We start from the raw sequence: 22,177 nt of genomic DNA, 5'->3' as shown, positions 1-22,177 counted from the left end.
GGCAGGTGAAAGTCGGTGCTCCGGTGTGTACGCCGGGCTCCATGGCGAATAACATAGAGGTCGTTCTTTTTGTTTGTCGAGGCGTTTGGAGCTACTCGTGGCAAGAGCCAAGCAGGACCGAGCCGTTCGCACCCGGGACACGATCCTGCGCGCCGCCGCCCAGATCTTCGACGAGTACGGCTTCAGCGGGTCCAGCGTCAGCAAGATCATCAACCAGGCCGGCACCACCCAGGGCGCGATGTACTTCCACTTCAAGTCCAAGGAGGACCTCGCCAAGGCGGTCATCGACGAGCAGGCCTCCGACCTCGACCTGCCCGGCCAGCCGACCGGCCTGCGCCAGCTCATCGGGCTCAACCTCTACCTCGCCGACGAGCTGCAGGACAACGTGCTGCTGCGCGCCGGCGTGACGCTCGCCGTCGAGCAGGGACAGCTCGGACTGCGCGACTTCAGCCCGTACGAGATGTGGGCCGAGCAGTTCCGCGCCGAGCTGGAGGCCGCCCGGCTGAGCGGCGAACTGCTCGACGACGTCGACATCGAGGAGCTCGCCCAGGTGCTGGTCGCGGCGTACACCGGGTCGCAGATCATGTCGCACCTGCGCACCGGCCGCGCCGACCTGCCGCAGCGGATCATCCAGCTCTGGTGGTACCTGCTGCCGGGCATGGCGCCCGCGCCGGTGGTCGCGGACCTGCGGGCGTACCTCACGGAGCACGGGCAGCGGGCATGAGCCGGGCGGCGGGGAGCGGCCCGGCGGCGAGCGGGACGGCGGCGAGCGGGACGGCGGTGAGCGGGACGGCCGGAGACGGGACGGCCGGAAGCGGCGCGGCGGCGGACGGCTCCGCCGGACCGACCGTCCTGCTGACCGGGGCCGGCGGGTTCATCGGCTCCGCCGTACTGGCGGCACTGCGCGCGACGCCGGGACTCGGCGAGGTAAGGGCCCTCACCCGGTCCGCCGCGCCGGCCGGGACGGTCCGGGTGGCGGGGGACCTCGCCGACCCCCCGACGCTGCGCGGCGCGGCCGACGGCGCCGACGTCCTGGTCCACCTCGCCTCACTGGTCGCCGGCCCGGACGAGGCCTGCGCCGCCGTCAACGTGCACGGCACCCGGGAGCTGCTCGCGGAGGCCGGACGGGCCGGCGTCGGGCGGATCGTCCACCTCTCGACCTCGGCGGTGTACGGCGCCGGGCCGCACCGGGACCTCGACGTGGACGGGGTGGCGCCGGCCCCCGTCTCGGCCGCCAGCCGGACCAGGCTGACCGGCGAGCGGGCCGCGCTGGACGCCGGGGCGGTGGTGCTGCGAGCGCCGCTGGTGCTGGGCGCCGGGGACCGCTGGGTGGTGCCCTGCCTGGCCGAGCTGCTGCGGCGGGTCCCGGCCCGCTGGGACGGCGGCGGGGCGCTGCTCTCGCTGGTCGCGGTGACCGACCTGGCCCGGCTGGTCGCCGCGCTGGCGCTCGCCCCGGAGCCGCTCCCCGTCCCGGCACCCGGGGTGTACCACGCCGGGCACCCCCGACCGGTCGCCATCGGCGGCCTGCTGGCGGCACTCGCCCACCACGGGGTGCTCCCCCCGGCGCCCTCCGCCGACTGGCCGTGGGACCGCTGCACCGCCGAACTCCGCCGGACGCCCGGGATGTACGGCGAGCGGCAGTTCGACCTGATGGCCCGCCACCACTGGTACCGCAGCGAGGAGATCTGGCGGCTGACCGCCACCGACCCGGGGCCGGGACCGCTGGAACGGCTCGCCGCCGCCGCACCCTGGTACCGCGCGCACCTCGCGGCGAACCCTCCGGCGGGGCCGACGTTCCCGGCGCCGACGAGTTTTGCGAAGGAGATGCCAAAGCTGCGGGGGGATGCGGCGGAATCCGTGCGTATGCGCCCATCCGGGGCTTAGCGTCGGAACGTCATCGGACCGCCACACACCGGTCATCCGACCGTCCCGACCGCCTCGAAGGAGCCACGCCCACCCATGTGGTTCGTCACCCCTCACCCTCAGACCGCCCCCGCGGCACCGTCCGGACCGCACGCACGCCCAGGCCCACTCACCCGGGCGGGCGGTGGGCGATGAAACAGGAACGGGCCCAGCAGACCCACCGGGCACTGCTCCGGGCCGCCGCCGCCGAGTTCGACGAGCACGGCTACGCGGGCACCTCGCTGGCCCGCGTCAGCCAGGCCGCCGGCGTCACCATGGGGGCGCTGACCTTCCACTTCCCGTCCAAGGCGGCCCTGGCCGACGCGGTCCGGGCGGACGCGGCCGCGCTCACCAGGGCGGCGGTGGAGGCCGGTTCGGGGCAGGCGCCGCCCCGCTCAGGGGACGTGGCGGAGCTGACGGACACGCTGACCCGGCTGCTCCAGGAGGAGTCGAGCGTCCGCGCCGCGGCCCGGCTGACCTGGGAGCAGCCGGAATCGGCCGGCAACTGGCACGCGGGCTGGAGCCCCGACCTGCGCGACCGGCTGGCCCGGGAGCGGACCGGCGCCGGGCAGCAGGCCGCAGCGGGGTCCGGGGACCTCGACACCCTCGACACCCTCGATCTGGAGACGCTGGCGCACTGCCTGGTGGTGGGCGCGGAGGCGCTGCGGCGCGGCGTCGTCAGCCTGGGCGGAGGTGTTCCGGCCTCCGAGGAGGAGACCCGTCAGCGGCTGCGACGGCTCTGGCGGCGCGCGGTGGCGGGGCCGCCGGCGCCCGGCGGGGCGGCCTGACACGGCCCACCCCGGGCGGGACCGGCCGTCCCGCCCTCGGCCGCTCGCACGGCGGCCCCGCCTGACGCGTTCTCGACGCCGGGCACGGCGCCCCGCCTGGCGCGTTCTCGACGGTGCGCCCGGCGGCGCCCCGCGCCGCAGGCGCCGTCCGACCCACCGCCCGCGCCTCAACCCACCGCCCGTACCGGCAGCCTGACGCCGGTGCGGGCGGTTTCGCGTGGGCGGGCGGAGCCGCGGACGGCGCCCCGGACGAGGGGCGCGGACTTGCCAAAACCGGCCCAGCGCCCACCGGGGACTCAAAAACAAAGCGATCGTTCGCTATTCTTTTGAGGACGGCACCTCACGGCACCTCACGATCCCGGGGAGCTCACATGGACGCGCAACCCTTCTCACCTGCCGGCGAAGCCGCGGTCTCCCGGTTCGCCGAGCAGGTCTTCGCCCACCTCGCCCGGATAGACCAGCGCCGCTGGGCCCGGGCCTACCTGCACGGACTGCTGGCCGCGCCCGGCCGCAAGACGCTGTCGAACATGGCCGCGAGCCTGTCGACCGGGTCCGCGGCGGCCACCGCCTCGCTCTCGCTCCAGCAGTTCATCAACGGCAGCCCCTGGGACTGGCGCCCGGCCCGCCGCGTGCTCGCCGGCCTCGCCGCCGGGGACCGGCCGGTCCGCGCCTGGACCGCCACCCTGGCGGTCATCCCCAAGCGCGGCGACCAGGCGGTGGGCGTCCACCGCCGGTTCGTCCAGGAGGCCGGACGCACCATCAAGTGCCAGGCCGCACCCGGACTGTTCGTCGCCACCGACCGGGACGCCGTCCCGGTGGACTGGTCCCTGCTGCTCGACCCGGAGTGGACGGCCGACCCGGACCGGCGGGCCCGTGCCCGGATCCCGGAGACCGCCGCCCCGCGCCCGGTGGGCGAGTTGCTGGTCGAGATGGTCGACCGGCTCGCCGCCCACCGGCCGGTGGCCCCGCTGGTCGCCGACCTCACCGTGGTCGACGACCCGGTCCGGCTGGCCGCCGCACTCGCCCGCCGTTCCGTCCCGTACGTCCTGGAGGTCCGGCCCAACCAGGCCGTCCGGCCGGTGCTCCAGGCCACCACCGGACGCCACGGGCGGGTGCAGCAGAGCACCATGCCGGCCGAGGCGCTGTTCCCGCGCCGACGGCCGCGGACGCCGGGGGCCCCGCAGCCGGTGCTGCGCGGCGCGCCCGTCCTGCTGCCGGGCCCGCCCGGCGCACCGGGCGCGGCGGGCGGGCCGGTGCACCGGCTCTGGGCGCACGGCGGCGGACCCGGCGGGCCCCGGCGGTACTGGCTCACCAACCTGGCCGAGGACGCCCCGGCCGTGCTCACCCTGCTCGGCACCGCGACGACCACCCGGACCGCGGTGGACCGGCTCGGCGCCGACTTCGGGCTGCTCGACTTCTCCGGCCGCTCGTACACCGGCTGGCACCACCACATGACGCTGGTCTCGGCCGCGTACTCGCTCGGCCGCGACCTGGCGGAGCCGGCCGGGGAACGCGGTGCCCGCACCCTGACCGGCGCCCTGACCGGTGCGCCGGCCGACGCCCGGATCGACGCCCGGATCGGCGGCCGAATCGACGCCCGGATCGGCGGTCGCACCGGCGAGGAGAACCTCCGGAATTCCGCCTAGCGGACCGCCCGGCACGACTTGCCGAACACGTCCGAACCGGATTGACCGGAATCGGCGGCACCGCCGAGAATTCTGGTACCGGCCACCGGGAAACAATCCCGGAAACACCGGGGAATCCACCGGACGAAAGCACCGAGAAAGGAGGTGAAACACCGTGGACGCAGCCGCGATCGAATCCCCGACCGACGGTCTCCCGAATCTCCTGGGCGACCACATATTCTCGTCGTTCGACCGCGCCGACTACCGCATCAAGGCCGAGGAATACCTCCGCGGCCTCCTCGGGACAGCCGGCCGGAAATCCATCAGCAACATCGCCCGGACGCTCGGCGACCCGGGGGCGGTCCAGCGGCTGCACCACTTCATCCGCAACTCCCCCTGGGCCTGGGCACCGGTCCGGGAGGCGCTCGCGGCCAGGCTGGTCGAGGCGTGCACCCCCCGCGCCTGGCTGGTCCGGTCGATGTTCATCCCGAAGTCCGGCACCCGGTCGGTCGGTGTCGGCCGGCGTTACGTCCCCGAGCTGGGCCAGCTGGCCGGCGCCCAGCAGGCCGTCGGCCTCTGGTACCTGGCCCCGCGGCTCAACGCGCCGGTCGACTGGCAGCTCCAGCTGACGGACCCGCCCCACCGGGCCGTCGCCCCGGGCGCCACCGGCCCGGCCGGGGACTCGCTGGACCGGCAGGCCGCGCTGCTCGGACCGCTCGCGGACCGGCTGCCGGCCACCGCCTCGGCCACCCTGATCTGGGACGGCTGCCCGGCCGAACCGGGCGGGCTGTTCGCCGCCGGCCGGGCACTCGGCCTCCGGGTGGCCGTCCGGGTCGACCCGACGACCCGGCTCACCCCGGTCACGGCCCCCACCCGTGACCGCGGCCGGCCGCTCCCGGCGTACCAGCTGTTCGCCTCCGCCGGGGCCCGCCGGCTGGCCGGCACCTCGGGCCCGCCCGGGGTCGAGGCGCACGTCGTCCGGGTCGCCCTGCCGCCCACCGGACCCGAACTGCTGCTCTACGCGGAGTCCGGGGCGCGTCCCACCGCGTTCTCCGGGTTCTGGCTGACCGATTCCGGGCCGGACCGGGCCGCCGAATTCCCCCGCCTCTTCCGACTGGCCGGCGGCGTCGAGGAGGACCGCACCACCATCGGCGAACGGGTCGGCCTCCGGGATTTCGAGGGCCGCTCCTTCGAGGGCTGGCACCGGCACATGACGCTCGCCTCGGCGGCCTACGCCGCCGTCGCGCTCGGCCGCCGCCCCGGATAGCCGGCGCACCCACCGGAAACCCGCCCCGGCTCCGGCCGGCCCGATTGCTTCACCACCTCTCCCCCCGCACCCGCACCGCACCGCAGTGAATTCACCGATGCCTTCACAAGGGAAAAGGACATGCTTGTCTTCGACAATTATCCGAGCGGTCTCACCTACAGCCAGTCCTCGAAGTCCTGGCGGGTGCGCGCGGTCAAGCCGGTCGAGTACGAGGTGCGCGTCTGCGACGGCGTCTTCGATCCGGCGAGCACCGCCCTGGTGGAGAACTCCGCCGGAACCGCGGGCGGCAACCGCCGGTTCGTGGTGATCGACGCGGAGGTCGACCGCCTGCACGGCGACCGGGTCCGCAGCTACTTCGAGCACCACGGCGTCGACTACTTCATGCAGGTGGTCCGCGCCGACGAGACCCTCAAGGAGTTCGAGACCGCCTCGGACATCGTGGTCGCGCTGGACTCCTTCGGCCTGGACCGCCGGCGCGAGCCGATCATCGTGATCGGCGGCGGCGTCCTGATGGACATCGTCTGCCTGGTCGCCAACCTCTACCGCCGGGGCACCCCGGTGGTGCGCGTCCCCACCACGCTGATCGGCCTGGTCGACGCGGGCGTCGGGGTCAAGACCGGGGTCAACTTCAACGGCCACAAGAACCGCCTGGGCACCTACTTCGCCCCCGTGCTCACCCTGCTCGACCGCTCCTTCCTCGCCACCGTCGAGCGCCGGCACATCGCCAACGGCATGGGCGAGATCCTCAAGATGGCGCTGATCAAGGACGCCCGGCTGTTCGCCCTGCTGGAGCAGCACGGCCGGTGGCTGGTCGAGCAGAAGTTCCAGGACGACTCCCGCCCGGGCGACCCGGCCGGGGAGGTGATCCGCCGGGCCATCCACGGCATGCTGGAGGAGCTGCAGCCCAACCTCTGGGAGGCCGAGCTGGAGCGGATCGTCGACTACGGCCACACCTTCTCCCCCACGCTGGAGATGCGCGCCCTGCCGGCCCTGCTGCACGGCGAGGCGGTCTCCGTCGACATGGCGCTCACCACGGTGCTCGCCTGGCGCCGCGGACTGGTCGACCTGGAGCAGCGCGACCGGATCCTCGGTGTGATGCGCTCGCTGGAGCTGCCCAGCTGGAACGAGCTGCTCGACGCCGAACTCCTCGACGCCGCCCTCCAGGACACCGTCCGCCACCGCGACGGCCAGCAGCGGCTCCCGCTGCCGGTCGGCATCGGCGACGCGGTCTTCGTCAACGACGTGACCCGCGAGGAACTCGCCGTCGCCGTCGAGGACCTGAGGGTGCTCGACGCCCGGGAGCTCAGCCGTGTCTGACCCGACGACCCGACCGTCGGCACCGGTCACCGGGCCGACGCCCCGCGGCCCGATCGTCGCGGACACCCGGGACGCCTCCGAGATCTACGGCGTGCACGGCGCCCCCGGGCTCACCTACTGGAAGGCGCTCGCCGGCCGGCAGCACCTGGAGGCCGAGGTCGAAGCGATCGAGGTCGCCCGGATCCCGCCCGGCGGGCTGAGCGGCGAGCACCGCCACACCCGCACCGAGGAGATCTACTTCATCCTCCGCGGCCACGGCGAGTTCCTGGTCGACGGCGAACCGCGCCCCGCCCGCCCCGGATCCCTGCTGCTCACCGGGATCGGCACCGTGCACGGCCTGCGCAACACCGACGCCCCCGCGGGCGTCACCGACCCCGGCTACGGCAGCGCCCCCGAGGGGCACCTGGAGTGGCTGGTCATCGAGATGCCGGCCCCGGCCACGTCCGAGGTCCTGCACGGGCTGGAGCCCGGCCCCACGACCACCCGCCTGCGCGAGAGGAAGACCGAGACGATGAGGCTGCACGACCTGCGGGAGGAGAAGGCGGTCGACCCGGCCGGCGTCTTCACCGGTCCGCTGCGCCTGGTGGAGATCCGGGAGCTGGCGGCCGGCGCCTCCGCCGCGTACAGCTCGCACGACGGCGAGCACACCGTGTTCGTGCTGACCGGCTCCGGCACCGCCACGGCCGGTTCCACGGAGGTGGAGGTCGCGGCGGGCACGGCGGTCACCCTGCCGTTCGGGGTGGACGCGGTGATCACGGCCCACGAGGGCGGCCTGGAGTTCTTCCACGCCGAACTCGCGGTGCCGGGACGGGCCGAGCGGTGATCGTCAGCCGCGCGCTCCGGCCGGTGGACTGCGCTCCGGCCACCGTCGGGCCGCAGCAGCGGACCTGGTCCTGCCTGGCCCGCCGGGGCATGCTGCACAGCGAGACCGAGACGGTCGACCTGTGGCGGCTGCCGCCCGGCGACACCCTGGTCCACGAGGTCCACGACGGGGTCGAGGAGGCCCTGTTCGTCCTCGCCGGGAGCGGCACCGCCACCCACGGCCTCGACGAACTCCCGGTCGCGGAGGGCGCCTTGCTGCTCGCCCGGCACGACTCCGAGATCACCGTGACGGCCGGCCCGGACGGGCTGCGGCTGCTGAGCACCCGCGTCCTGCCGCAGCCGCTCAGCGCCGCCCTGCCGCCCAGAATCCCCCAACTCGGCTGAACCGCGCCGTAACAGACAGGAAGTGGGAAGAGTTCCATGCGTAATCTCAGTCGCCGCACGTTCGTGGCCGGTGCCGGTGCGACCGTCGGCGCCGCCACCGCGGGCGGGCTGCTCGCCCCGGCCACGAGGGCGGTCGCGGAGGACGCCGGTCAGGCGTCCAGAGCGGTGCGGAACGGGGACCTGATCACCGTCACCTCCGAGAATCCGCGCTACATCGACCTGATATCCGGCTTCAACCCGCGCTGGGAGGCCAAGCCGAAGGGCGTCCGGCTGCCGCGCACCACCGCCCAGGTGGTGCAGGCCGTCCAGGACGCGGCCGACAAGCGGCAGCGGCTCACCGTCCGGGGCGGCGGGCACTGCTACGAGGACTTCGTCTACAACCCCGAGGTCGAGATCGTCGTCGACATGAACCTCATGGACGCGGTCGGCTACGACCCCGGCCGCCGGGCGTTCGAGGTCGAGGCCGGGGCCACCCTGCTGAAGGTCTACCAGACCCTGTACGAGGGCTGGGGGGTCACCGTCCCGGGCGGCGTCTGCTACGCGGTCGGCGTCGGCGGGCACGTCCAGGGCGGCGGCTACGGCAACCTGTCCCGCAAGCACGGCCTGGTGGTCGACCACCTGTACGCGATCGAGGTCGTCACCCTCGGCGCCGACGGCCGGGCCCGGGCGGTCGTCGCCACCCGCGAGCCGGGCGACCCGCACCGCGACCTGTGGTGGGCCCACACCGGAGGCGGCGGCGGCAACTTCGGCGTCGTCACCCGGTACTGGTTCCGCTCGCCGGACGCCACCGGCAGCAACCCCTCGGACCTGCTGCCCAAGCCGCCGGCCGAGGTGCTGATCGCCATCCCGAGCTGGTCCTGGGAGAACATCACCCAGCGCGGCTTCAGCGACATGGTGCGCCACTACGGTGCCTGGTTCGAGCAGAACAGCGCCCCCGACTCGGTGTACAACGGCCTGACCAGCTGGCTCTTCCTCAACCACAAGGTGTCCGGCAGCCTGGTCCTGCTGCTCCAGGTCAACGGCGACGTGCCGCAGGCCGAGCAGCGCGCGAACGACTTCGTCCAGGGCCTCAGCAACGCCCTCGGCGTGCCCCACCAGGGCGAGGTCGTCCGGCTGCCGTGGCTCAAGGCGGTCAAGTACATCGGCACCATGGACGCGACCCAGACCAACCCGCAGCTGCGGGCCGGCCACAAGTCCGCGTACATGCGCCGGGGCTTCCCGGAGAACCAGATCGCGGCGATCTGGAAGCACCTGACCCGCACCGACTACACCAACCCGCGCGGCGGCGTCGCGGTGATCTCCTTCGGCGGCCGGATCAACAGCGTCGCCGCCGGCGCCACCGCCCTGCCGCAGCGCGACGCGATCTTCAAGCTGCTGTACCAGACCTACTGGACGGCGCCGGCCGACGACGCCCCCAACACGGCCTGGCTGCAGGAGTTCTACCGCGAGGTGTACGGCGACACCGGCGGCGTCCCGGTCTCCAACCGGGTCACCGACGGCTGCTACATCAACTACGCGGACCGCGACCTCGGCGACCCGGAGCAGAACACCTCGAACGTCCCGTGGAGCACGCTCTACTACAAGGACAACTACCCGAGGCTGCAGCGGATCAAGCAGCAGTACGACCCGAAGGACTTCTTCCGGCACCGCCAGTCGATCCGGCTGCCCGGGAGCACCCGGTGAGCGCGCCCACCAGGGAGGGGCTCTCCCGGCTGCCGTCGCTGACCGGCATGCGGTGGATCGCCGCGCTGCTGGTCTTCCTGACCCACGTGTCGGTCGCCAAGCCGTTCGACCGGCCCGGCCTGAACGACTTCATGTCGACGTACCTCAGCCGGGCGGGCTTCCTCGGCGTCGGGTTCTTCTTCGTGCTGAGCGGCTTCGTTCTCACCTGGTCGGCCCGGGACGGCGACCGGCCCGCCGCCTTCTACCGCCGCCGGCTCTTCAAGCTGTACCCCAACCACGCCGTCACCTGGCTGGTCGGGCTGCTGCTGATGGCCCGGGCGGGGGCGGAGCTGACCACCGCCGGGACGGTCCCCTCGCTGCTGCTGCTGCAGAGCTGGATCCCCTCCCTGGAGGTGATCGGCGGGACGAACGGCCCGAGTTGGTCGCTCGCCTGCGAGGTGCTGTTCTACCTGAGCTTCCCGGTGCTCCTGCCGCTGGTGAAGCGCATCCGGCCGGAGCGGCTCTGGCTCTGGGTGGGCCTGGTGACGGCGGCGCTGTTCGCCCTCCCGCTGCTCGCCCAGCTGCTCCCGGGGAGCCCGGACTCGCCCTGGCAGCCGCTCTCCTTCTGGCGGTACTGGTTCGTCTACTTCCTCCCGGCCTCCCGGCTGCCGGAGTTCGTGCTCGGCATCCTGCTGGCGCGGATCGTCCGGACCGGGCAGTGGGTGGCGATCGGCTGGCCGGTGGCGGCCCTGCTCACCGCCGGCGGCTACGCGCTGATGATCACGCTGCCGGACGCCTGGGGCATGGCCGCGCCGACCGCGCTGCCGGTCGCACTGCTGATCGCCGCGGTGGCCGCCAAGGACGCCGCGGGGGTGGGGACGCCCTTCGCCGGCCGGACCATGGTCTGGCTCGGCGAGGTCTCCTTCGCCTTCTACATGGTCCACTTCCTGGTCATCCAGTACGGACCGCTGGGCCTCGCGGCGACCGGATCGGCCGGCGCGAACACCTGGGACACCCCCGGGGCCCTGGGTGTCATGGGGATCACCCTGGCGCTGAGCATCGTCCTCGGCTGGGCGCTGTACCGCCTGGTCGAGGTGCCGGTGATGCGTCGATGGGGTCGGTCCCGGCCCGCCACCCGACCGGCCGCGGCCCCCGCCGCAGCCGCCGGGGCCGCGGGAACCACGGGTACGGCCGGAACCACCGTGCCCGCCCCGGCCGCCACCGCGGCGGCCGAGTAACGGGCACCGGGGCGGAGCGCTACACCAGGGCCGGCTCCGCCGCCTCCCGCCGGGCCGCCGCGACGATACCCGCCAACGCGGCCCGGCTCGCCCCGAGCGACAGCATCTGCCGGTCCAGCAGGTCCAGCCGGTGCTCCAGCACCTCCAGCATGCAGGGCGCCACCGAGCCGTCGCCGCTCACGCAGGGCAGCACGTCCCGGATGGCGCTGGTCGAGAGCCCCGCCCCCAGCAGGGCCCGGATGTTCCGGACCACCGCCGGCGCGTCCTCCCCGTACCGGCGGTGGCCGCCCTCGCGACGGTGGGTCTCCAACAGGCCCTGCTCCTCGTAGTACCGCAGCAGGCGGACGCTGACCCCGGTCGCCGCCGCCAGCTCACCGATCCGCATGTGACACCCCTCACATCCACTTGAATCTCACACGAATGGGAGATTGTACCGTGACCAGCATGACGAACACCGAGATCACCGCCCAGATCGACCGTCAGTCCTTCTCCGTCGGAGGCGACCTGACGGTCCGCCGGATCGGCTACGGCACCATGCGCCTCGCCGACACCCCGGACATCAAGCCGACCGAGGCGATCGTCTGGCACGCCCCGACGCCGCGCGCCGACGCCGTCGAGGTGCTGCGCTCCGCCGTCGAGCACGGCGTCCAGCTCATCGACACCGCCGACTCCTACGCCCTCGGCGGCAGCGAGGAGCTCATCGCCGAGGCGCTGCACCCGTACGCCCGGGACGTCGTGGTCGCCACCAAGATCGGCATGACCCGCCCGAGCCCCTCCGAGTGGGTCCCCGTCGGCCACCCGGCCTACCTCCGCCAGCAGGCCGAGCTGAGCCTGCGCCGGCTCCGCGTCGAGCGGATCGACCTGCTCCAGCTGCACCGGATCGACCCCGAGGTGCCGCTCGCCGACCAGATCGGCGCGCTCAAGCAGCTCCAGGACGAGGGCAAGGTCCGCCACATCGGCCTCTCCGAGGTCACCGTGGAGGAGCTGGAGCAGGCCCTGGAGATCGCCCCGATCGCCTCCGTGCAGAACTGGTACAACCTGGCGACCCGCCAGCACGACGCGGTGGTCGACTTCACCGCCGAGCGCGGCATCGCGTTCCTGCCGTTCTTCCCGATCGCCATCGGCGGCCACGCGGGCGAGGACAGCCCGGTCTCCGAGGTGGCCCGCGAGATCGGCGCCACCCCGGCCCAGACCGCGCTCGCCTGGCTGCTGCACCGCTCGCCCAACATCCTGCCCATCCCGGGCACCACCTCCGGCAAGCACCTCGCGGAGAACCTGGGCGCGCTGGCCGTCGAGCTGAGCCCCGAGCAGTACGCCCGCCTGGACGGCATCGCCGCCGCCGAGGCCGCCAAGGCCGCCGAGGCGGAGGCCGCCTCGGCGGAGTGACCGCCGCGCGCGGCGACCGCGGGGTGGTGACCGCGGTGCGATGACCGCCGCGCGCGAGGACGGCTGTGCGGTGGCTGCCGTACGCGGCGACCCGTGCGGTGACCGCCGTGCAGTGACCGCGGTGCAGTGAGCGCGGTGCAGTGAGCGCGGTGCAGTGACCGGTGCCCCACCCGGCGGCGTGCTCCGCCGGGTGGGCCGCCCACCGACCGGAAAGGGCCCCCCGCCCCCGTGGGGGCCCTTTCCGGTTTCCGCCCGCTCCCACCGGACGGGTCACCGTGCCGGCCTCCGCCGCTCCCGCCGGGCGGACCTCAGGACCGGCTCCCGCGCATCAGCCCCAGGTCGGTGACGTCCGCCGCCAGCGCCTTGAGCAGCGAGCCGGCCCGCTTGTCGTCGGGACCCAGCGCGATCAGCCGGTTCATGACGTACGAGACGCCCAGGCCGACCCGGGGCCACGCCTGGTTCGCCGAGCCGCCGCCCCCGTCGTGGCCGAAGGTCTCGCCGTCCGGACCGGGCCGCTCGGCCGTGCGCAGCCGGTACCCGCCGCCGCCGTACGCCATCACCACGTCGATCAGCTGGTCGGTCTTGCGGGCGTACACGCTGCGCGCCTCGTCCACGGTCTTCCGGGAGAGCAGCAGCGGGGTGTCGTCCTGCGGGCGGGCGGCGTCCTCGGCCAGGATCCCGTACAGCGTCGAGAACGCCCGCGCGGTGCCGCTGACGTTGATCGCCGGGATGAGCGCGGACCGCCGCTCCGGGCGGCCCCAGACGCCCTCGTCGTCCGGGAACGGCTGCGGGTTCTGCCAGATCCGCTGCGTCAGCGGGTCGTCGCTGTGGAAGAAACCGGTGAACTGGGGCAGGAAGTTGGTCCCGTAGGTGGTGCGGGCCAGCCGGGGCCAGTCCGCCGGGCCGGTGCCGTAGTGGATGTCGAGGTCCAGCGGAACGGCGATCTCCTCGCGGAAGAACCGGTCCAGCGGGCGGCCGTCCACCCGGCGGATCAGCTCGCCGACGATCCAGCCGGCCGACAGCGGCCCGTACAGGATGCCGTCGGCGCGCGGGTCGCTCTCCAGCTCCTGGGCGGCGATCAGCTTCGCCATCAGGATCGGGTCGTTGGCGTCGTCCTGGCTGACCGGGGCCCACGTGCCGGGCAGCCGCCCGGTGAAGGTGACCACCTCCCGGACGGTCACCGCTCCCTTGCCGGCCGCCGCGAACTCCGGCCAGTAGTGGGACACCGGGCGGTCCAGCTCGATGCCGCCTCGGTCCACCAGCTTCAGCAGCGCGGTGACGGTGATGCCCTTGCTCCCGGAGAAGATCGTCTGGAGCGTGTCCCGCTCCCAGCGCGCACCGGTCCGCGCGTCCGCCGTCCCGCCCCAGAGGTCCACCAACGTCTCCCGGCCCAGGTGGACCGAGAACGCGGCGCCCAGGTCGTCCCGTTCGAGCAGATTGCGCTCGAACTCGGCACGGACCCGCTCGAACCCCGGGGCCACCCGGCCGGCGACGTGCACCTCGGACGTGATCGTCATGTGAACCAGCTCCGCTCGAATACGTGAGGGAAATCCTCGATCGGCCCAACAGCAGAACACAGCCGCCGGGAATCGTGAACGCCCCGGGCCCCGGTTTGGCACCTTGACAAAGTCCACCGGAGCTCGTTGCCCCCCGCTGTCGGGCAGGCCCATTCTCGAATCAGTCGGCTGCGGACAGCCGACCGGAATTCCCGCCGGACCCACCCGCGGGATCCCCCGAAACGGGATCGACCGAAAGAGGATTCCCATGGCCAAGATTCCGGGCGCCAGGGCCGTCCACCACATCGCCTACACCGTGCCCGACCTCCGGCAGGCGGTCGACTTCTTCGTCGACGTCATCGGCGCCGAACTCGCCTACCGGCTCGGCCCGGTCGAGGACCCGGAGACCGACTGGATGGCCCGCAAGCTGAACGTCGACCCGCGCGCCTCGGCGAACATCGCCATGCTGCGCCTCGGCCCCAACGCCAACCTGGAGCTCTTCGAGTACACCGCCCCCGAGCAGGACCGCGAGCAGCCGCGCAACAGCGACGTCGGCGGCCACCACTTCGCGATCTACGTCGACGACGTCGACAAGGCCGCCGACTACCTGCGCAAGCACCCCGGCGTCACCATCCTCGGCGAGCCCGAGACCATCGAGGAGGGCCCGATCAAGGGCGACCGGTGGGTCTACTTCACCACCCCCTGGGGCATGAGCATGGAACTCATCAACATGCCCGCCGGGATGCCGTACGAGGACGCCACCGAGACCCGCCTCTACCTCCCCTCCGAATACTGGCCGGAGAGCTGACCGCCATGCCGGAGAAAAGCCCGGAAGGGCACCCGGAGAACGTTTCGGAAACGCCTTCCGGAAAAGGCTCGGCGAAGGCCTCCGGGAAAACCGGGGCGGACCGCCCGGCATTCCTCGCGCTGGCCCTCACCGCCTTCGTCGTCGGCACCTCGGAATTCCTCGTGGTCGGAATCCTCGGCCCGATCGCCGACGGACTGGGGACCGGGCTGGGCACCGTCGGGCTGCTGGTCACCGGCTACGCCCTGGGCATCTCCCTCGGCGGTCCGGGCCTCACCGCGCTGACCCTCCGGCTGCCGCGCCGCACCCTGCTGCTCGGCGCGCTCGCCGCCTACGTGGCGGCGAGCGCCGGAGCGGCGGCCGCCGGGAACGTCGCCGTCCTGCTGGCCGCCCGGTGCGCGGCCGGGCTCGCCCACGGGGTGATCGTCGGCGCCGCGACCAGCGTCGCCGTCGCCCTGGCCGGTCCCGGCCGGCAGGGGCGGGCCATCTCGCTGGTCTTCGGCGGCATCTCGGTCGCCACCGTGCTCGGCGTGCCGCTCGGCACGCTGGCCGGCCAGTGGCTCGGCTGGCGCGCCGCGCTCGCCGCCGTCGCCGCGCTCGGGGCGCTCGCCCTGCTGGCCGTCCGGCGGACCGTCCCGCCGACGGCGGCGATGGGCGCGGCGAGCCTGGCCGGACAGCTCCGGGGCGCGCTCTCCGGCCCGGTACTGGCCGTGCTCGGCATCGCCGTGGCGCTGTTCACCGGCCAGTTCACCGCGTACACCTACCTGGCCGGCTACCTGGAGACGGTCACCGGCGTCCCCGGCGGTCTGGTCAGCGCGTACCTGCTCGCCTTCGGCGCGGCAAGCGCCGTCGGCACCTTCGCCGGCGGCCGGCTGGCCGACCGCCGGGCCGCGGGCACGCTCACCCTGGGCTGCGCCGGGCTGACCGCCGCACTGCTCGCGCTCCACCTGTCCGGCCGCTCCGGGGCGGCGGTCGCGGTGATCGTCGCCTGCTGGGGCCTGGTCGGCTTCGGACTGGTCCCCGCCCTGCAGTCCCGGATCGTCGAACTCGCCGGTCCCGGCGGCGACTTCGCCGCCACCCTGGGCGTCTCGGCGGCCAACGCCGGGATCGCCGCCGGGGCCGCGCTCGGCGGCCGGACGGTCACCGCGCACGGCGTCGGGCCGGTGGTCCCACTCGCCGCGGCGATCTGCCTGGCCGCCCTGCTCGCGGTGGCGGCCAGCGCGCGGCTGCGGCCCGCCGTCCCGGCCGCCGCCTCCCCACCGTCCCCGCCCGCTCCCGGAACCGTGCCACCCATCCCGCACCCCCACCCCCTCGACCAGGAAAGGACCGTCCGAGCATGATCGGCACCCTGGAGCGCCCCCCGGTACGCACCGCCACGGGCCTCGGCGTCTGGTACCAGCACACCCCGTCCGGTGCCGCCGGCCACGACCGGATCCGCCGACTCGCCGAGAGCGGCCGGATCACCTCCGTCGCCCTCACCGGCCCCGCACCCGACCACGAACTCCGCACGCTCTGCGACCTGTTGGGCCCCATCCACAGGAGCAGCGCGGGCCGCGACGGACTCGTCTCCGTACCGGTCGCCGCCCGCACCCGCACCGCCTGCGCCCAGCTGCACGCCGCCCGTCGGCTCGCCACCGCCGTCGACCGCCCCAACCTGCTGCCCGCCCTCGCCGCCTCCGACGCGGGCATCGCCGCCCTCACCCCGCTGCTCGGCGAGGGCGTCGGCGTCCGGCTCGGCCCGGTGCACTCCACCGCCCGCTACCGGCAGGCCGTCCGGGCCCACCTCGACGGGCTCGAACTCGCCCGCTGGCGCGGCTTCGACCTCACCGTGCTCAGCTCCGTCGCGGCCTTCGGCGTCGGCGGCATCGACGTCGAGATCGACGCCCTGCTCGACCGGGCCGGCAGCCACGAGGCCAAGGCCCTGCGCGGCATGGCCGGGACGGCCGCCGCCCGGCTGGCCCGCCGGATCCACGCCGCCGCCCACGACCCCGAGGTCTCGGCCCGCTGGCGGGCCCTCGTCGCGGCCGGCGCCCGCCCGCAGCAGCTCGTCTGGACGCAGCTCTACCACGGCGTCCCCGGCCACCGGACCGACCGCTACCTGGACGGGCTCGCCGCGCCCGGCGACACGGTCGAACTCTGCGCCCCGGCCCTGGAGTCGCTCGACGGGCCGCTCCCCGCGCGGGCTCCGCGGAGCCCGCGCGAGGAGGAGGACGCGCACGCGTTCACCGAGCGGCTGGTCGCCTACCTGCGGTGGTTCGACATCCGCCACGAGTCCGTCCTGCACGCGCTCGACGCCTCGCACGCCCACGACTGACCGACCGACCCGTCCGACCGACCTCGTCCGCGCCCCGTCCGCGCCTCATCCGTCCTGTCCGCCCTGTCCGCCCTGTCTGCCCCAGGAGGGGGAACCCGCTCATGGCACCGCAGCTCCACCTGGACGTCGCACCGCCCGTCGCACCTGATCCGACCTCACCCCCCGTTCCACGCATGGCCCTCGCCACCGGCGTGGTGGCGCTCGGCGGGCTGCTGTTCGGCTTCGACACCGGCGTCATCTCCGGCGCACTGCTCTTCCTCAAGGACCAACTGGCGCTGAACGCCTTCCAGGAGGGCGCGGTCATCTCCGCGCTGCTGCTCGGCGCGGCGGCCGGCGCGCTGGCCGGGGCCCGTCCGGCCGACCGCTTCGGACGGCGGAAGGCGCTGATCGGCATCGCCGCCACGTTCACCGTCGGGCTGCTGCTCGCCTCGGTGGCGCCGGACTTCCCGACCCTGCTGGCGGCCCGGGCCGTCCTCGGCCTCGCGGTCGGCAGCGCGTCGACGATCGTCCCGCTCTACCTCGCGGAGATCGCACCGCCGGGACTGCGCGGGCGGATGATCACCGTGAACCAGATCCTGCTGACGGTGGGCATCCTGGTGTCCTACCTGGTGAACCTGGCCTTCGCGGACGGCGGCAACTGGCGGGCGATGTTCGCGGTCGGGCTGGTGCCGTCCGTGGCGATGCTGATCGGGACGCTGTTCATCCCGGAGACCCCCGCCTGGCTGGACGGCCGCACCCGGACGGTGCGGACCGACCGGCCGCGGGCACTGCTTACCACCCCGGGGGCACGGGCCGCGCTGGTCATCGGCGTGACACTGGCGGCGGTGCAGCAGTTCGGCGGGATCAACTCGATCATCTACTACGCGCCGAGCATCATGGCCCGGGCCGGGCTGCCGGCCACCGACTCGATCGGCTACTCGGTGGCGATCGGCACGGTGAACGTGCTGCTCACGATCGCCGCGATCCCGCTGATCGACCGGGTCGGACGGAGGCCGCTGCTGCTCTGGTCGCTGGGCGGCATGGCGGTGTCGCTGGTGGCGCTGGGCGTGGCACTCGGACCGGGCCAGTCCGGGCCGGTGGCGAACGCGGTCGCGCTGGTCGCGATGACGTCGTACGTGGGGGCGTTCGCGATCGGGCTGGGGCCGGTGTTCTGGATCCTGGCGGCGGAGATCTTCCCGCCCGAGTCACGGGCCCGGGGGACGGGGCTGTGCGCGCTGGTCAACTGGGCGGCCAACTTCGTGGTCGGCCAGGCCTTCCTGCCGACGGCGGACGCGGTGGGCGAGCGGTGGGTGTTCTGGTTCTTCGCGGCGGTGTCGCTGGGGGCGGTGCTGTTCGTGGCGCGCAGGGTGCCGGAGACGAAGAACCGTTCGCTGGGGGACATCCAGCAGGCCCTGGCCGCCCGATGAGCGCGGCCGGGGAGCAGCGGCCCGCCCCGCTCGCGGACGGTTCGACCCTCCTGGCCCGCTGGCGCGCCGGCCTTCCGCCGCCGCCCGCGCCACCGCAGCCCGAGGAGGACGAGTGACAGGCAGGCCCCGCCCGGTTCGGGCGGGGCCTGCCCGGGCTTCCGGCGTCGGCGTCGGCGTCGGCTGCGGCGGAGAAAGGTTTCCCGCCCGCACGACATCCTGACGTCTCGCGTAGTCATGAGGGGTATGCACGGGGATCACAGCACAAGGGGACGGGCGGCGACCGAGTGAAGTCAGCACAGGAGGACGAGTACCTGGAGTTCGTGGCCGCGAGGGCGAAGGCGCTGTACCGCTCGGCGTACGTCCTCGCGGCCGGCGACGCCCATCTCGCCGAGGACCTGGTCCAGGAGACCCTCAGCCGGGTGTACGTGCACTGGAAGCGGGTGGCCGGCGCGGACAACCCGGCGGCCTACGCCCAGACGGTCCTGGTCCGCGCCTTCCTCAGCCTGCGGCGCCGACGGAGCACCGGCGAGCGCCCCGTCGGAACCATGCCCGACGGTGCGGCGGCCGGCCCGGACACCGCCCTGCGGCTCACCCTGCTGGACGCGCTCGCGCAACTGCCGCCCCGCGACCGGGCGGTACTGCTGCTGCGCTACTGGGAGGACCGCAGCATCGAGGAGACCGCCGGGATGCTCAGGCTGAGCAGCAGCGCGGTCCGCTCCCAGGGCACCCGGGCACTCGGCAGACTGCGCGTGCTACTCGGCGACAGCCTGTCCGACCTCGTCCCGCACTGAGCACCGGTGCCGGTGCCGGTGCACGCGGGTCAGAGCCGCTACGAAGCCCCCATCAGCGACAGAACAAGGTGACCGCCAGCATGCCGTTCGAAGCAGACCTCGCACACGCCCTGGACCGCACGACCGACTCCCTCGAACCCGACATCACCACGTTCCTGAACGGAGCCGTCGAGCGCGGGCGGAGCCGCCGGCGCAGGCGCCGGGCCGGCGTCGCCGCCGGGGTCGGCGTCTGCGCCGCGATCGCGGCAGCCGCCCTGGTGCTTCCCGGCACCATCGCGGGGATGCGCAGCTCGGGGTCCGACATCGAGCCCGCGGCGCTGGCGATGCCCCGTTCCGCGATCACCGACGCCCAGATGATCCAGGCCCTGGAGCAGACGCTCCCCGAGGGCCGGTTCAGCCAGGTGACCGGGCAGAGCAACAACCCCTCCGACCCGTCCGCCGGGCACGTCGCCAACGCTGGCCTGGTCGTCGACGACGGTCACGGCGCCGCCTACGTCGGCGTCTCGGCCGTGCGGCTCAAGCTGCCGCTCAGGGACGGCGACGGGCTGAGCTGCGAGCGGACGCCCCCACGGGCCAAGGGTGACACCTGCAAGGTGAGCGAACTGCCGAGCAGTGCCGCAGTACCCGGCGGGGCCCTGGTGATGTCGGAACAGAACGCGGCCGAACACCCGGCCCGCGCCGACACCGCGCGCCGCTGGACGATCACGGTCACCCTGAAGTCGACCGGTGCGCAGCTCCAGCTGGTGGAGTGGAACAGCACCGGCGGCAGCAGTGACGGTACGACGCCGAAGCCGACCCGCGCCGCTCCCCCGCTCACCGAACAGCAGGTGGTGGCCGCACTCACCGGCCCCGTCTGGGCCCCGATCCTCGGCGCCGTCGGCTGACCGGTTGCCCTACGAGAAGGGAGCGACGGTGGCCCTGACCACCAACCGGCCAGGGCCACCGGAGCGCGGCTACTCAGACCTCGCCGAACTCCCCGGCCCGGACGGCGGCGAGGAAGGAAGCGAAGGCATCGGCGGGGAAGAGAAGAGTCGGCCCGTGAGGGTCCTTGGAGTCACGGACAGGAACAAGGCCGGGGAAGTCAGGGGCGACTTCGACGCAGTTCCCGCCGTTTCCGCTGTACGTGCTCTTGCGCCACCGGACGGCGGTGAGGTCGACGCTCGTCATGCGATAGCCCTTCCACGACGGAGTTAGTCCCACCACCAACACGGTACGCACGCCGAACCACCACACATAGCCCCGAACCAGCCGATGAACGACGATGGCCCTGACCGCCAACCGGCCAGGGCCATCGGAGCGCGGCTACTCAGACCTCACCGAACTCGCCGGACCGGAGAGCGGCGAGGAACGAGCCCCAAGCCTCGGCCCGAAAGACGAGCGCCGGACCAGACACATCCTTGGAGTCACGGACGGCCGCCAGCTCGGCGAAGCCGATCGCCATCTCAACGCAGTCGCCGCCCTGCTGGCTGTACGTACTCTTGCGCCACCGGACAGTGGCGAGGTCGACGCTCGTCATGCGATAGCCCTTCCACAAGGGAGTCGGTCCCACCACCACTCACGGTACGCGCGCCAAACGACCGGGTGAACCCCCGAACCGGCCGTCGCAGCGCGACAGCTCAGACCTCGCCGAACTCGCCAGCCCGGACTGCGGCGAGGAAGGAAGCGAAGGCATCGGCCGCGAAGAGGAGCGCCGGGCCCTCGGGGTCCTTCGAGTCACGGACAGGGACAAGACCAGGGAAGTCTGCGGTGATCTCGACGCACGTACCCCCGTTGTCGCTGTACGTCGACTTGAACCAGGAAGCACGAGACAGGTCTTCGAGTCGGAGCGTCATAGAGCCAATTCCTCCCGCGCTTTACGGACCATCGCTTGGGAAGCCCGCTTCGACAGCGCTTCCACCTGCAAACGATGGTAGTCCTCCTCCCAAGCGGCGACGGCGCCAGGCGTCCGCATGACATAGCCACGTTCAAGCGACTCGGAGTAGCCGACGACACTCCGGTCCGCGAAGGTCAGGAGCGTCATCGAGACCCGGAACGGAGCCTCCTCCGCAAGACTGAACGGCGAGATCTGGAGGATGATCCTCGGATTGGCGAACGAATCCTCCAGATGGGCGAGTTGCTCACGCATCACGGCGACTCCCCCTATCGGCCGACGGATGCAGCTCTCATCCAGTACCGCATGGAGCATGGGGGGCTCTGGCCGCTGGAGCAGCCTCTGTCGGTTGGCGAGAAACTTGAGCCGCTCATCGGCCTGCCCCTTGGTAATCCGCCCGCGACGGACCGCAGCCACTGCCAATGCCGCCGCGTACGAGCCGGTCTGAAGCAGACCAGGGACGATGTTCGCCTCGAAGACTCTGATCTGGGTGGCCCGCGACTCCTGGGCAGCATGTTCTGGAAACCCGTCCAGCAGAGCAGCTGCCTTGAGGCCCCACCACATCGTCTCCAACGTGCCCTCAGCACCCAGCACTTCATCGCACTTCTGTGCGAAGTCACGCGTGGGGGATTTCAGGGCTGTTTCTACAGCCGAGATGTGGGTGTCCGAGTAGCCGATCATTTTGCCTAGTTGATCTTGCGTCAGTCCAAGGTGTTCCCTTGACGTGCGGAGACGTCGACCGAAAGCAGCGCGAGGTGACGACTGAGGATCAAGCTTCTTCCGATTCAAGGAGCTTCTCCCTATTCCTCTTTGCCAGCTGGGAAGTTGAGGATCTAGCCATCGTACGGGAGCGTAAGCCAACCTGGATACACGCCGTGATGCTCAGAGAGCACAGAGCAACCTTCCCTGGAGGCCCCCAATGCCCAGCTGCCGCCGTATGCCCGTATACGCCCCCGTTGTCGGCGAGGTGGTGCGCGACCTCGGCCACCGTGCTCCCACCGGCGGGGTTGTCGAAGGGGTCTACATGGACACCCTCAACGGCCTCGCCTACCTCCGGCACGAGGGCGGCGGCTGCGAGTGGACCACCAAGCCCGAGCACGTCCA

At 73.1% G+C, this 22,177-nt stretch carries 22 protein-coding genes and 1 pseudogene; 17 read left to right on the top strand and 6 right to left on the bottom strand.

All coding sequences use genetic code 11. The annotated features are described in order from the left end of the window. Positions 1–97: 97 nt before the first annotated feature. The 10 genes and pseudogenes from AC067J_RS03920 to AC067J_RS03875 all read left to right on the top strand — a co-directional run bounded on the left by AC067J_RS03920 (position 98) and on the right by AC067J_RS03875 (position 11,005). Positions 98–724, top strand: coding sequence for a ScbR family autoregulator-binding transcription factor (locus AC067J_RS03920; RefSeq protein WP_478296389.1), 627 nt, complete (start codon positions 98–100; stop codon positions 722–724). Further along, positions 721–1,884, top strand: coding sequence for an NAD-dependent epimerase/dehydratase family protein (locus AC067J_RS03915; RefSeq protein ID WP_478296388.1), 1,164 nt, complete (start codon positions 721–723; stop codon positions 1,882–1,884). The genes AC067J_RS03920 and AC067J_RS03915 overlap by 4 nt, the downstream gene beginning before the upstream one ends. A gap of 170 nt (positions 1,885–2,054) precedes the next feature. After that, on the top strand, positions 2,055–2,690 hold the full coding sequence (locus AC067J_RS03910) for a TetR family transcriptional regulator (protein ID WP_478296387.1): 636 nt from the start codon (positions 2,055–2,057) through the stop codon (positions 2,688–2,690). 371 nt (positions 2,691–3,061) lie between these two features. Beyond that, positions 3,062–4,228, top strand: a pseudogene (locus AC067J_RS03905) (IS701 family transposase); the annotation flags it as partial. A 262-nt stretch (positions 4,229–4,490) separates the two neighbouring features. After that, entirely contained in the window at positions 4,491–5,582 is a 1,092-nt protein-coding gene (locus AC067J_RS03900; protein WP_478296386.1) for an IS701 family transposase, read from the top strand. A 120-nt stretch (positions 5,583–5,702) separates the two neighbouring features. Further along, entirely contained in the window at positions 5,703–6,899 is a 1,197-nt protein-coding gene (locus tag AC067J_RS03895) for a sedoheptulose 7-phosphate cyclase (protein ID WP_478296385.1), read from the top strand. After that, complete coding sequence (locus AC067J_RS03890) at positions 6,892–7,722, top strand: cupin domain-containing protein (protein WP_478296384.1); 831 nt, start codon at positions 6,892–6,894, stop codon at positions 7,720–7,722. Before AC067J_RS03895 ends, AC067J_RS03890 begins: the two co-directional genes overlap by 8 nt. After that, on the top strand, positions 7,719–8,105 hold the full coding sequence (locus AC067J_RS03885; RefSeq protein WP_478296383.1) for a cupin domain-containing protein: 387 nt from the start codon (positions 7,719–7,721) through the stop codon (positions 8,103–8,105). The genes AC067J_RS03890 and AC067J_RS03885 overlap by 4 nt, the downstream gene beginning before the upstream one ends. A 36-nt stretch (positions 8,106–8,141) precedes the next feature. After that, positions 8,142–9,788 (top strand): FAD-binding oxidoreductase, encoded by a 1,647-nt coding sequence (locus AC067J_RS03880; RefSeq protein WP_478296382.1) that lies wholly within the window; start codon positions 8,142–8,144, stop codon positions 9,786–9,788. Beyond that, positions 9,785–11,005: an acyltransferase family protein gene (locus AC067J_RS03875; RefSeq protein ID WP_478296381.1), complete on the top strand. Its 1,221-nt coding sequence runs from the start codon at positions 9,785–9,787 to the stop codon at positions 11,003–11,005. The genes AC067J_RS03880 and AC067J_RS03875 overlap by 4 nt, the downstream gene beginning before the upstream one ends. A 19-nt stretch (positions 11,006–11,024) precedes the next feature. On the opposite strand, the gene AC067J_RS03870 is transcribed toward AC067J_RS03875, so the two are convergent. Beyond that, positions 11,025–11,390, bottom strand: a complete 366-nt coding sequence (locus tag AC067J_RS03870) for a MerR family transcriptional regulator (RefSeq protein WP_478296380.1) — start codon at positions 11,388–11,390, stop codon at positions 11,025–11,027. 59 nt (positions 11,391–11,449) lie between these two features. On the opposite strand from AC067J_RS03870, the gene AC067J_RS03865 reads away from it, so the two are divergent. After that, the gene (locus AC067J_RS03865) at positions 11,450–12,391 is read left to right on the top strand and encodes an aldo/keto reductase (RefSeq protein WP_478296379.1); all 942 of its coding nucleotides are present in this window, start codon (positions 11,450–11,452) and stop codon (positions 12,389–12,391) included. A gap of 308 nt (positions 12,392–12,699) precedes the next feature. On the opposite strand, the gene AC067J_RS03860 is transcribed toward AC067J_RS03865, so the two are convergent. Then, positions 12,700–13,908, bottom strand: a complete 1,209-nt coding sequence (locus AC067J_RS03860) for a serine hydrolase domain-containing protein (protein ID WP_478296378.1) — start codon at positions 13,906–13,908, stop codon at positions 12,700–12,702. Between the two features lie 247 nt (positions 13,909–14,155). Here AC067J_RS03860 and AC067J_RS03855 point away from each other — a divergent pair, with 247 nt between their 5' ends. The 6 genes from AC067J_RS03855 to AC067J_RS03830 all read left to right on the top strand — a co-directional run bounded on the left by AC067J_RS03855 (position 14,156) and on the right by AC067J_RS03830 (position 20,087). Beyond that, a complete protein-coding gene (locus tag AC067J_RS03855) occupies positions 14,156–14,695 on the top strand; it encodes a VOC family protein (protein ID WP_478296377.1) in 540 nt (179 codons plus the stop codon). 5 nt (positions 14,696–14,700) lie between these two features. Continuing rightward, positions 14,701–16,032: an MFS transporter gene (locus AC067J_RS03850; protein ID WP_478296376.1), complete on the top strand. Its 1,332-nt coding sequence runs from the start codon at positions 14,701–14,703 to the stop codon at positions 16,030–16,032. Next, positions 16,029–17,006 (top strand): transaldolase family protein, encoded by a 978-nt coding sequence (locus AC067J_RS03845; RefSeq protein ID WP_478296375.1) that lies wholly within the window; start codon positions 16,029–16,031, stop codon positions 17,004–17,006. The genes AC067J_RS03850 and AC067J_RS03845 overlap by 4 nt, the downstream gene beginning before the upstream one ends. A 173-nt stretch (positions 17,007–17,179) precedes the next feature. Further along, the gene (locus tag AC067J_RS03840; protein WP_478296374.1) at positions 17,180–18,412 is read left to right on the top strand and encodes an MFS transporter; all 1,233 of its coding nucleotides are present in this window, start codon (positions 17,180–17,182) and stop codon (positions 18,410–18,412) included. Between the two features lie 284 nt (positions 18,413–18,696). Then, complete coding sequence (locus AC067J_RS03835; protein ID WP_478296373.1) at positions 18,697–19,203, top strand: SigE family RNA polymerase sigma factor; 507 nt, start codon at positions 18,697–18,699, stop codon at positions 19,201–19,203. A gap of 80 nt (positions 19,204–19,283) precedes the next feature. Next, positions 19,284–20,087: a hypothetical protein gene (locus AC067J_RS03830; RefSeq protein WP_478296372.1), complete on the top strand. Its 804-nt coding sequence runs from the start codon at positions 19,284–19,286 to the stop codon at positions 20,085–20,087. A 73-nt stretch (positions 20,088–20,160) separates the two neighbouring features. On the opposite strand, the gene AC067J_RS03825 is transcribed toward AC067J_RS03830, so the two are convergent. The 4 genes from AC067J_RS03825 to AC067J_RS03810 all read right to left on the bottom strand — a co-directional run bounded on the left by AC067J_RS03825 (position 20,161) and on the right by AC067J_RS03810 (position 21,862). Next, entirely contained in the window at positions 20,161–20,370 is a 210-nt protein-coding gene (locus AC067J_RS03825) for a DUF397 domain-containing protein (RefSeq protein WP_478296371.1), read from the bottom strand. Between the two features lie 139 nt (positions 20,371–20,509). Further along, positions 20,510–20,719, bottom strand: coding sequence for a DUF397 domain-containing protein (locus AC067J_RS03820; protein ID WP_478296370.1), 210 nt, complete (start codon positions 20,717–20,719; stop codon positions 20,510–20,512). A gap of 100 nt (positions 20,720–20,819) precedes the next feature. Beyond that, positions 20,820–21,035 (bottom strand): DUF397 domain-containing protein, encoded by a 216-nt coding sequence (locus AC067J_RS03815; protein WP_478296369.1) that lies wholly within the window; start codon positions 21,033–21,035, stop codon positions 20,820–20,822. Continuing rightward, on the bottom strand, positions 21,032–21,862 hold the full coding sequence (locus tag AC067J_RS03810; protein WP_478296368.1) for a helix-turn-helix domain-containing protein: 831 nt from the start codon (positions 21,860–21,862) through the stop codon (positions 21,032–21,034). The genes AC067J_RS03815 and AC067J_RS03810 overlap by 4 nt, the downstream gene beginning before the upstream one ends. Positions 21,863–22,177: the final 315 nt, after the last annotated feature.

It is taken from the genome of Kitasatospora sp. NPDC042419 (assembly GCF_056437345.1).
The sequence above is the reverse complement of the archived record's forward strand: the minus strand, read 5'-3'. Positions and strand labels throughout refer to the sequence as shown.

Coding starts and splice junctions, on each gene's coding strand:
- AC067J_RS03830 (WP_478296372.1), top strand. CDS start 19,284: ATGCCGTTCGAAGCAGACCTCGCACACGCCCTGGACCGCACGACCGAC.
- AC067J_RS03895 (WP_478296385.1), top strand. CDS start 5,703: ATGCTTGTCTTCGACAATTATCCGAGCGGTCTCACCTACAGCCAGTCC.
- AC067J_RS03850 (WP_478296376.1), top strand. CDS start 14,701: ATGCCGGAGAAAAGCCCGGAAGGGCACCCGGAGAACGTTTCGGAAACG.
- AC067J_RS03915 (WP_478296388.1), top strand. CDS start 721: ATGAGCCGGGCGGCGGGGAGCGGCCCGGCGGCGAGCGGGACGGCGGCG.
- AC067J_RS03870 (WP_478296380.1), bottom strand. CDS start 11,390: ATGCGGATCGGTGAGCTGGCGGCGGCGACCGGGGTCAGCGTCCGCCTG.
- AC067J_RS03845 (WP_478296375.1), top strand. CDS start 16,029: ATGATCGGCACCCTGGAGCGCCCCCCGGTACGCACCGCCACGGGCCTC.
- AC067J_RS03910 (WP_478296387.1), top strand. CDS start 2,055: ATGAAACAGGAACGGGCCCAGCAGACCCACCGGGCACTGCTCCGGGCC.
- AC067J_RS03865 (WP_478296379.1), top strand. CDS start 11,450: ATGACGAACACCGAGATCACCGCCCAGATCGACCGTCAGTCCTTCTCC.
- AC067J_RS03815 (WP_478296369.1), bottom strand. CDS start 21,035: ATGACGCTCCGACTCGAAGACCTGTCTCGTGCTTCCTGGTTCAAGTCG.
- AC067J_RS03880 (WP_478296382.1), top strand. CDS start 8,142: ATGCGTAATCTCAGTCGCCGCACGTTCGTGGCCGGTGCCGGTGCGACC.
- AC067J_RS03820 (WP_478296370.1), bottom strand. CDS start 20,719: ATGACGAGCGTCGACCTCGCCACTGTCCGGTGGCGCAAGAGTACGTAC.
- AC067J_RS03825 (WP_478296371.1), bottom strand. CDS start 20,370: ATGACGAGCGTCGACCTCACCGCCGTCCGGTGGCGCAAGAGCACGTAC.
- AC067J_RS03855 (WP_478296377.1), top strand. CDS start 14,156: ATGGCCAAGATTCCGGGCGCCAGGGCCGTCCACCACATCGCCTACACC.
- AC067J_RS03840 (WP_478296374.1), top strand. CDS start 17,180: ATGGCCCTCGCCACCGGCGTGGTGGCGCTCGGCGGGCTGCTGTTCGGC.
- AC067J_RS03860 (WP_478296378.1), bottom strand. CDS start 13,908: ATGACGATCACGTCCGAGGTGCACGTCGCCGGCCGGGTGGCCCCGGGG.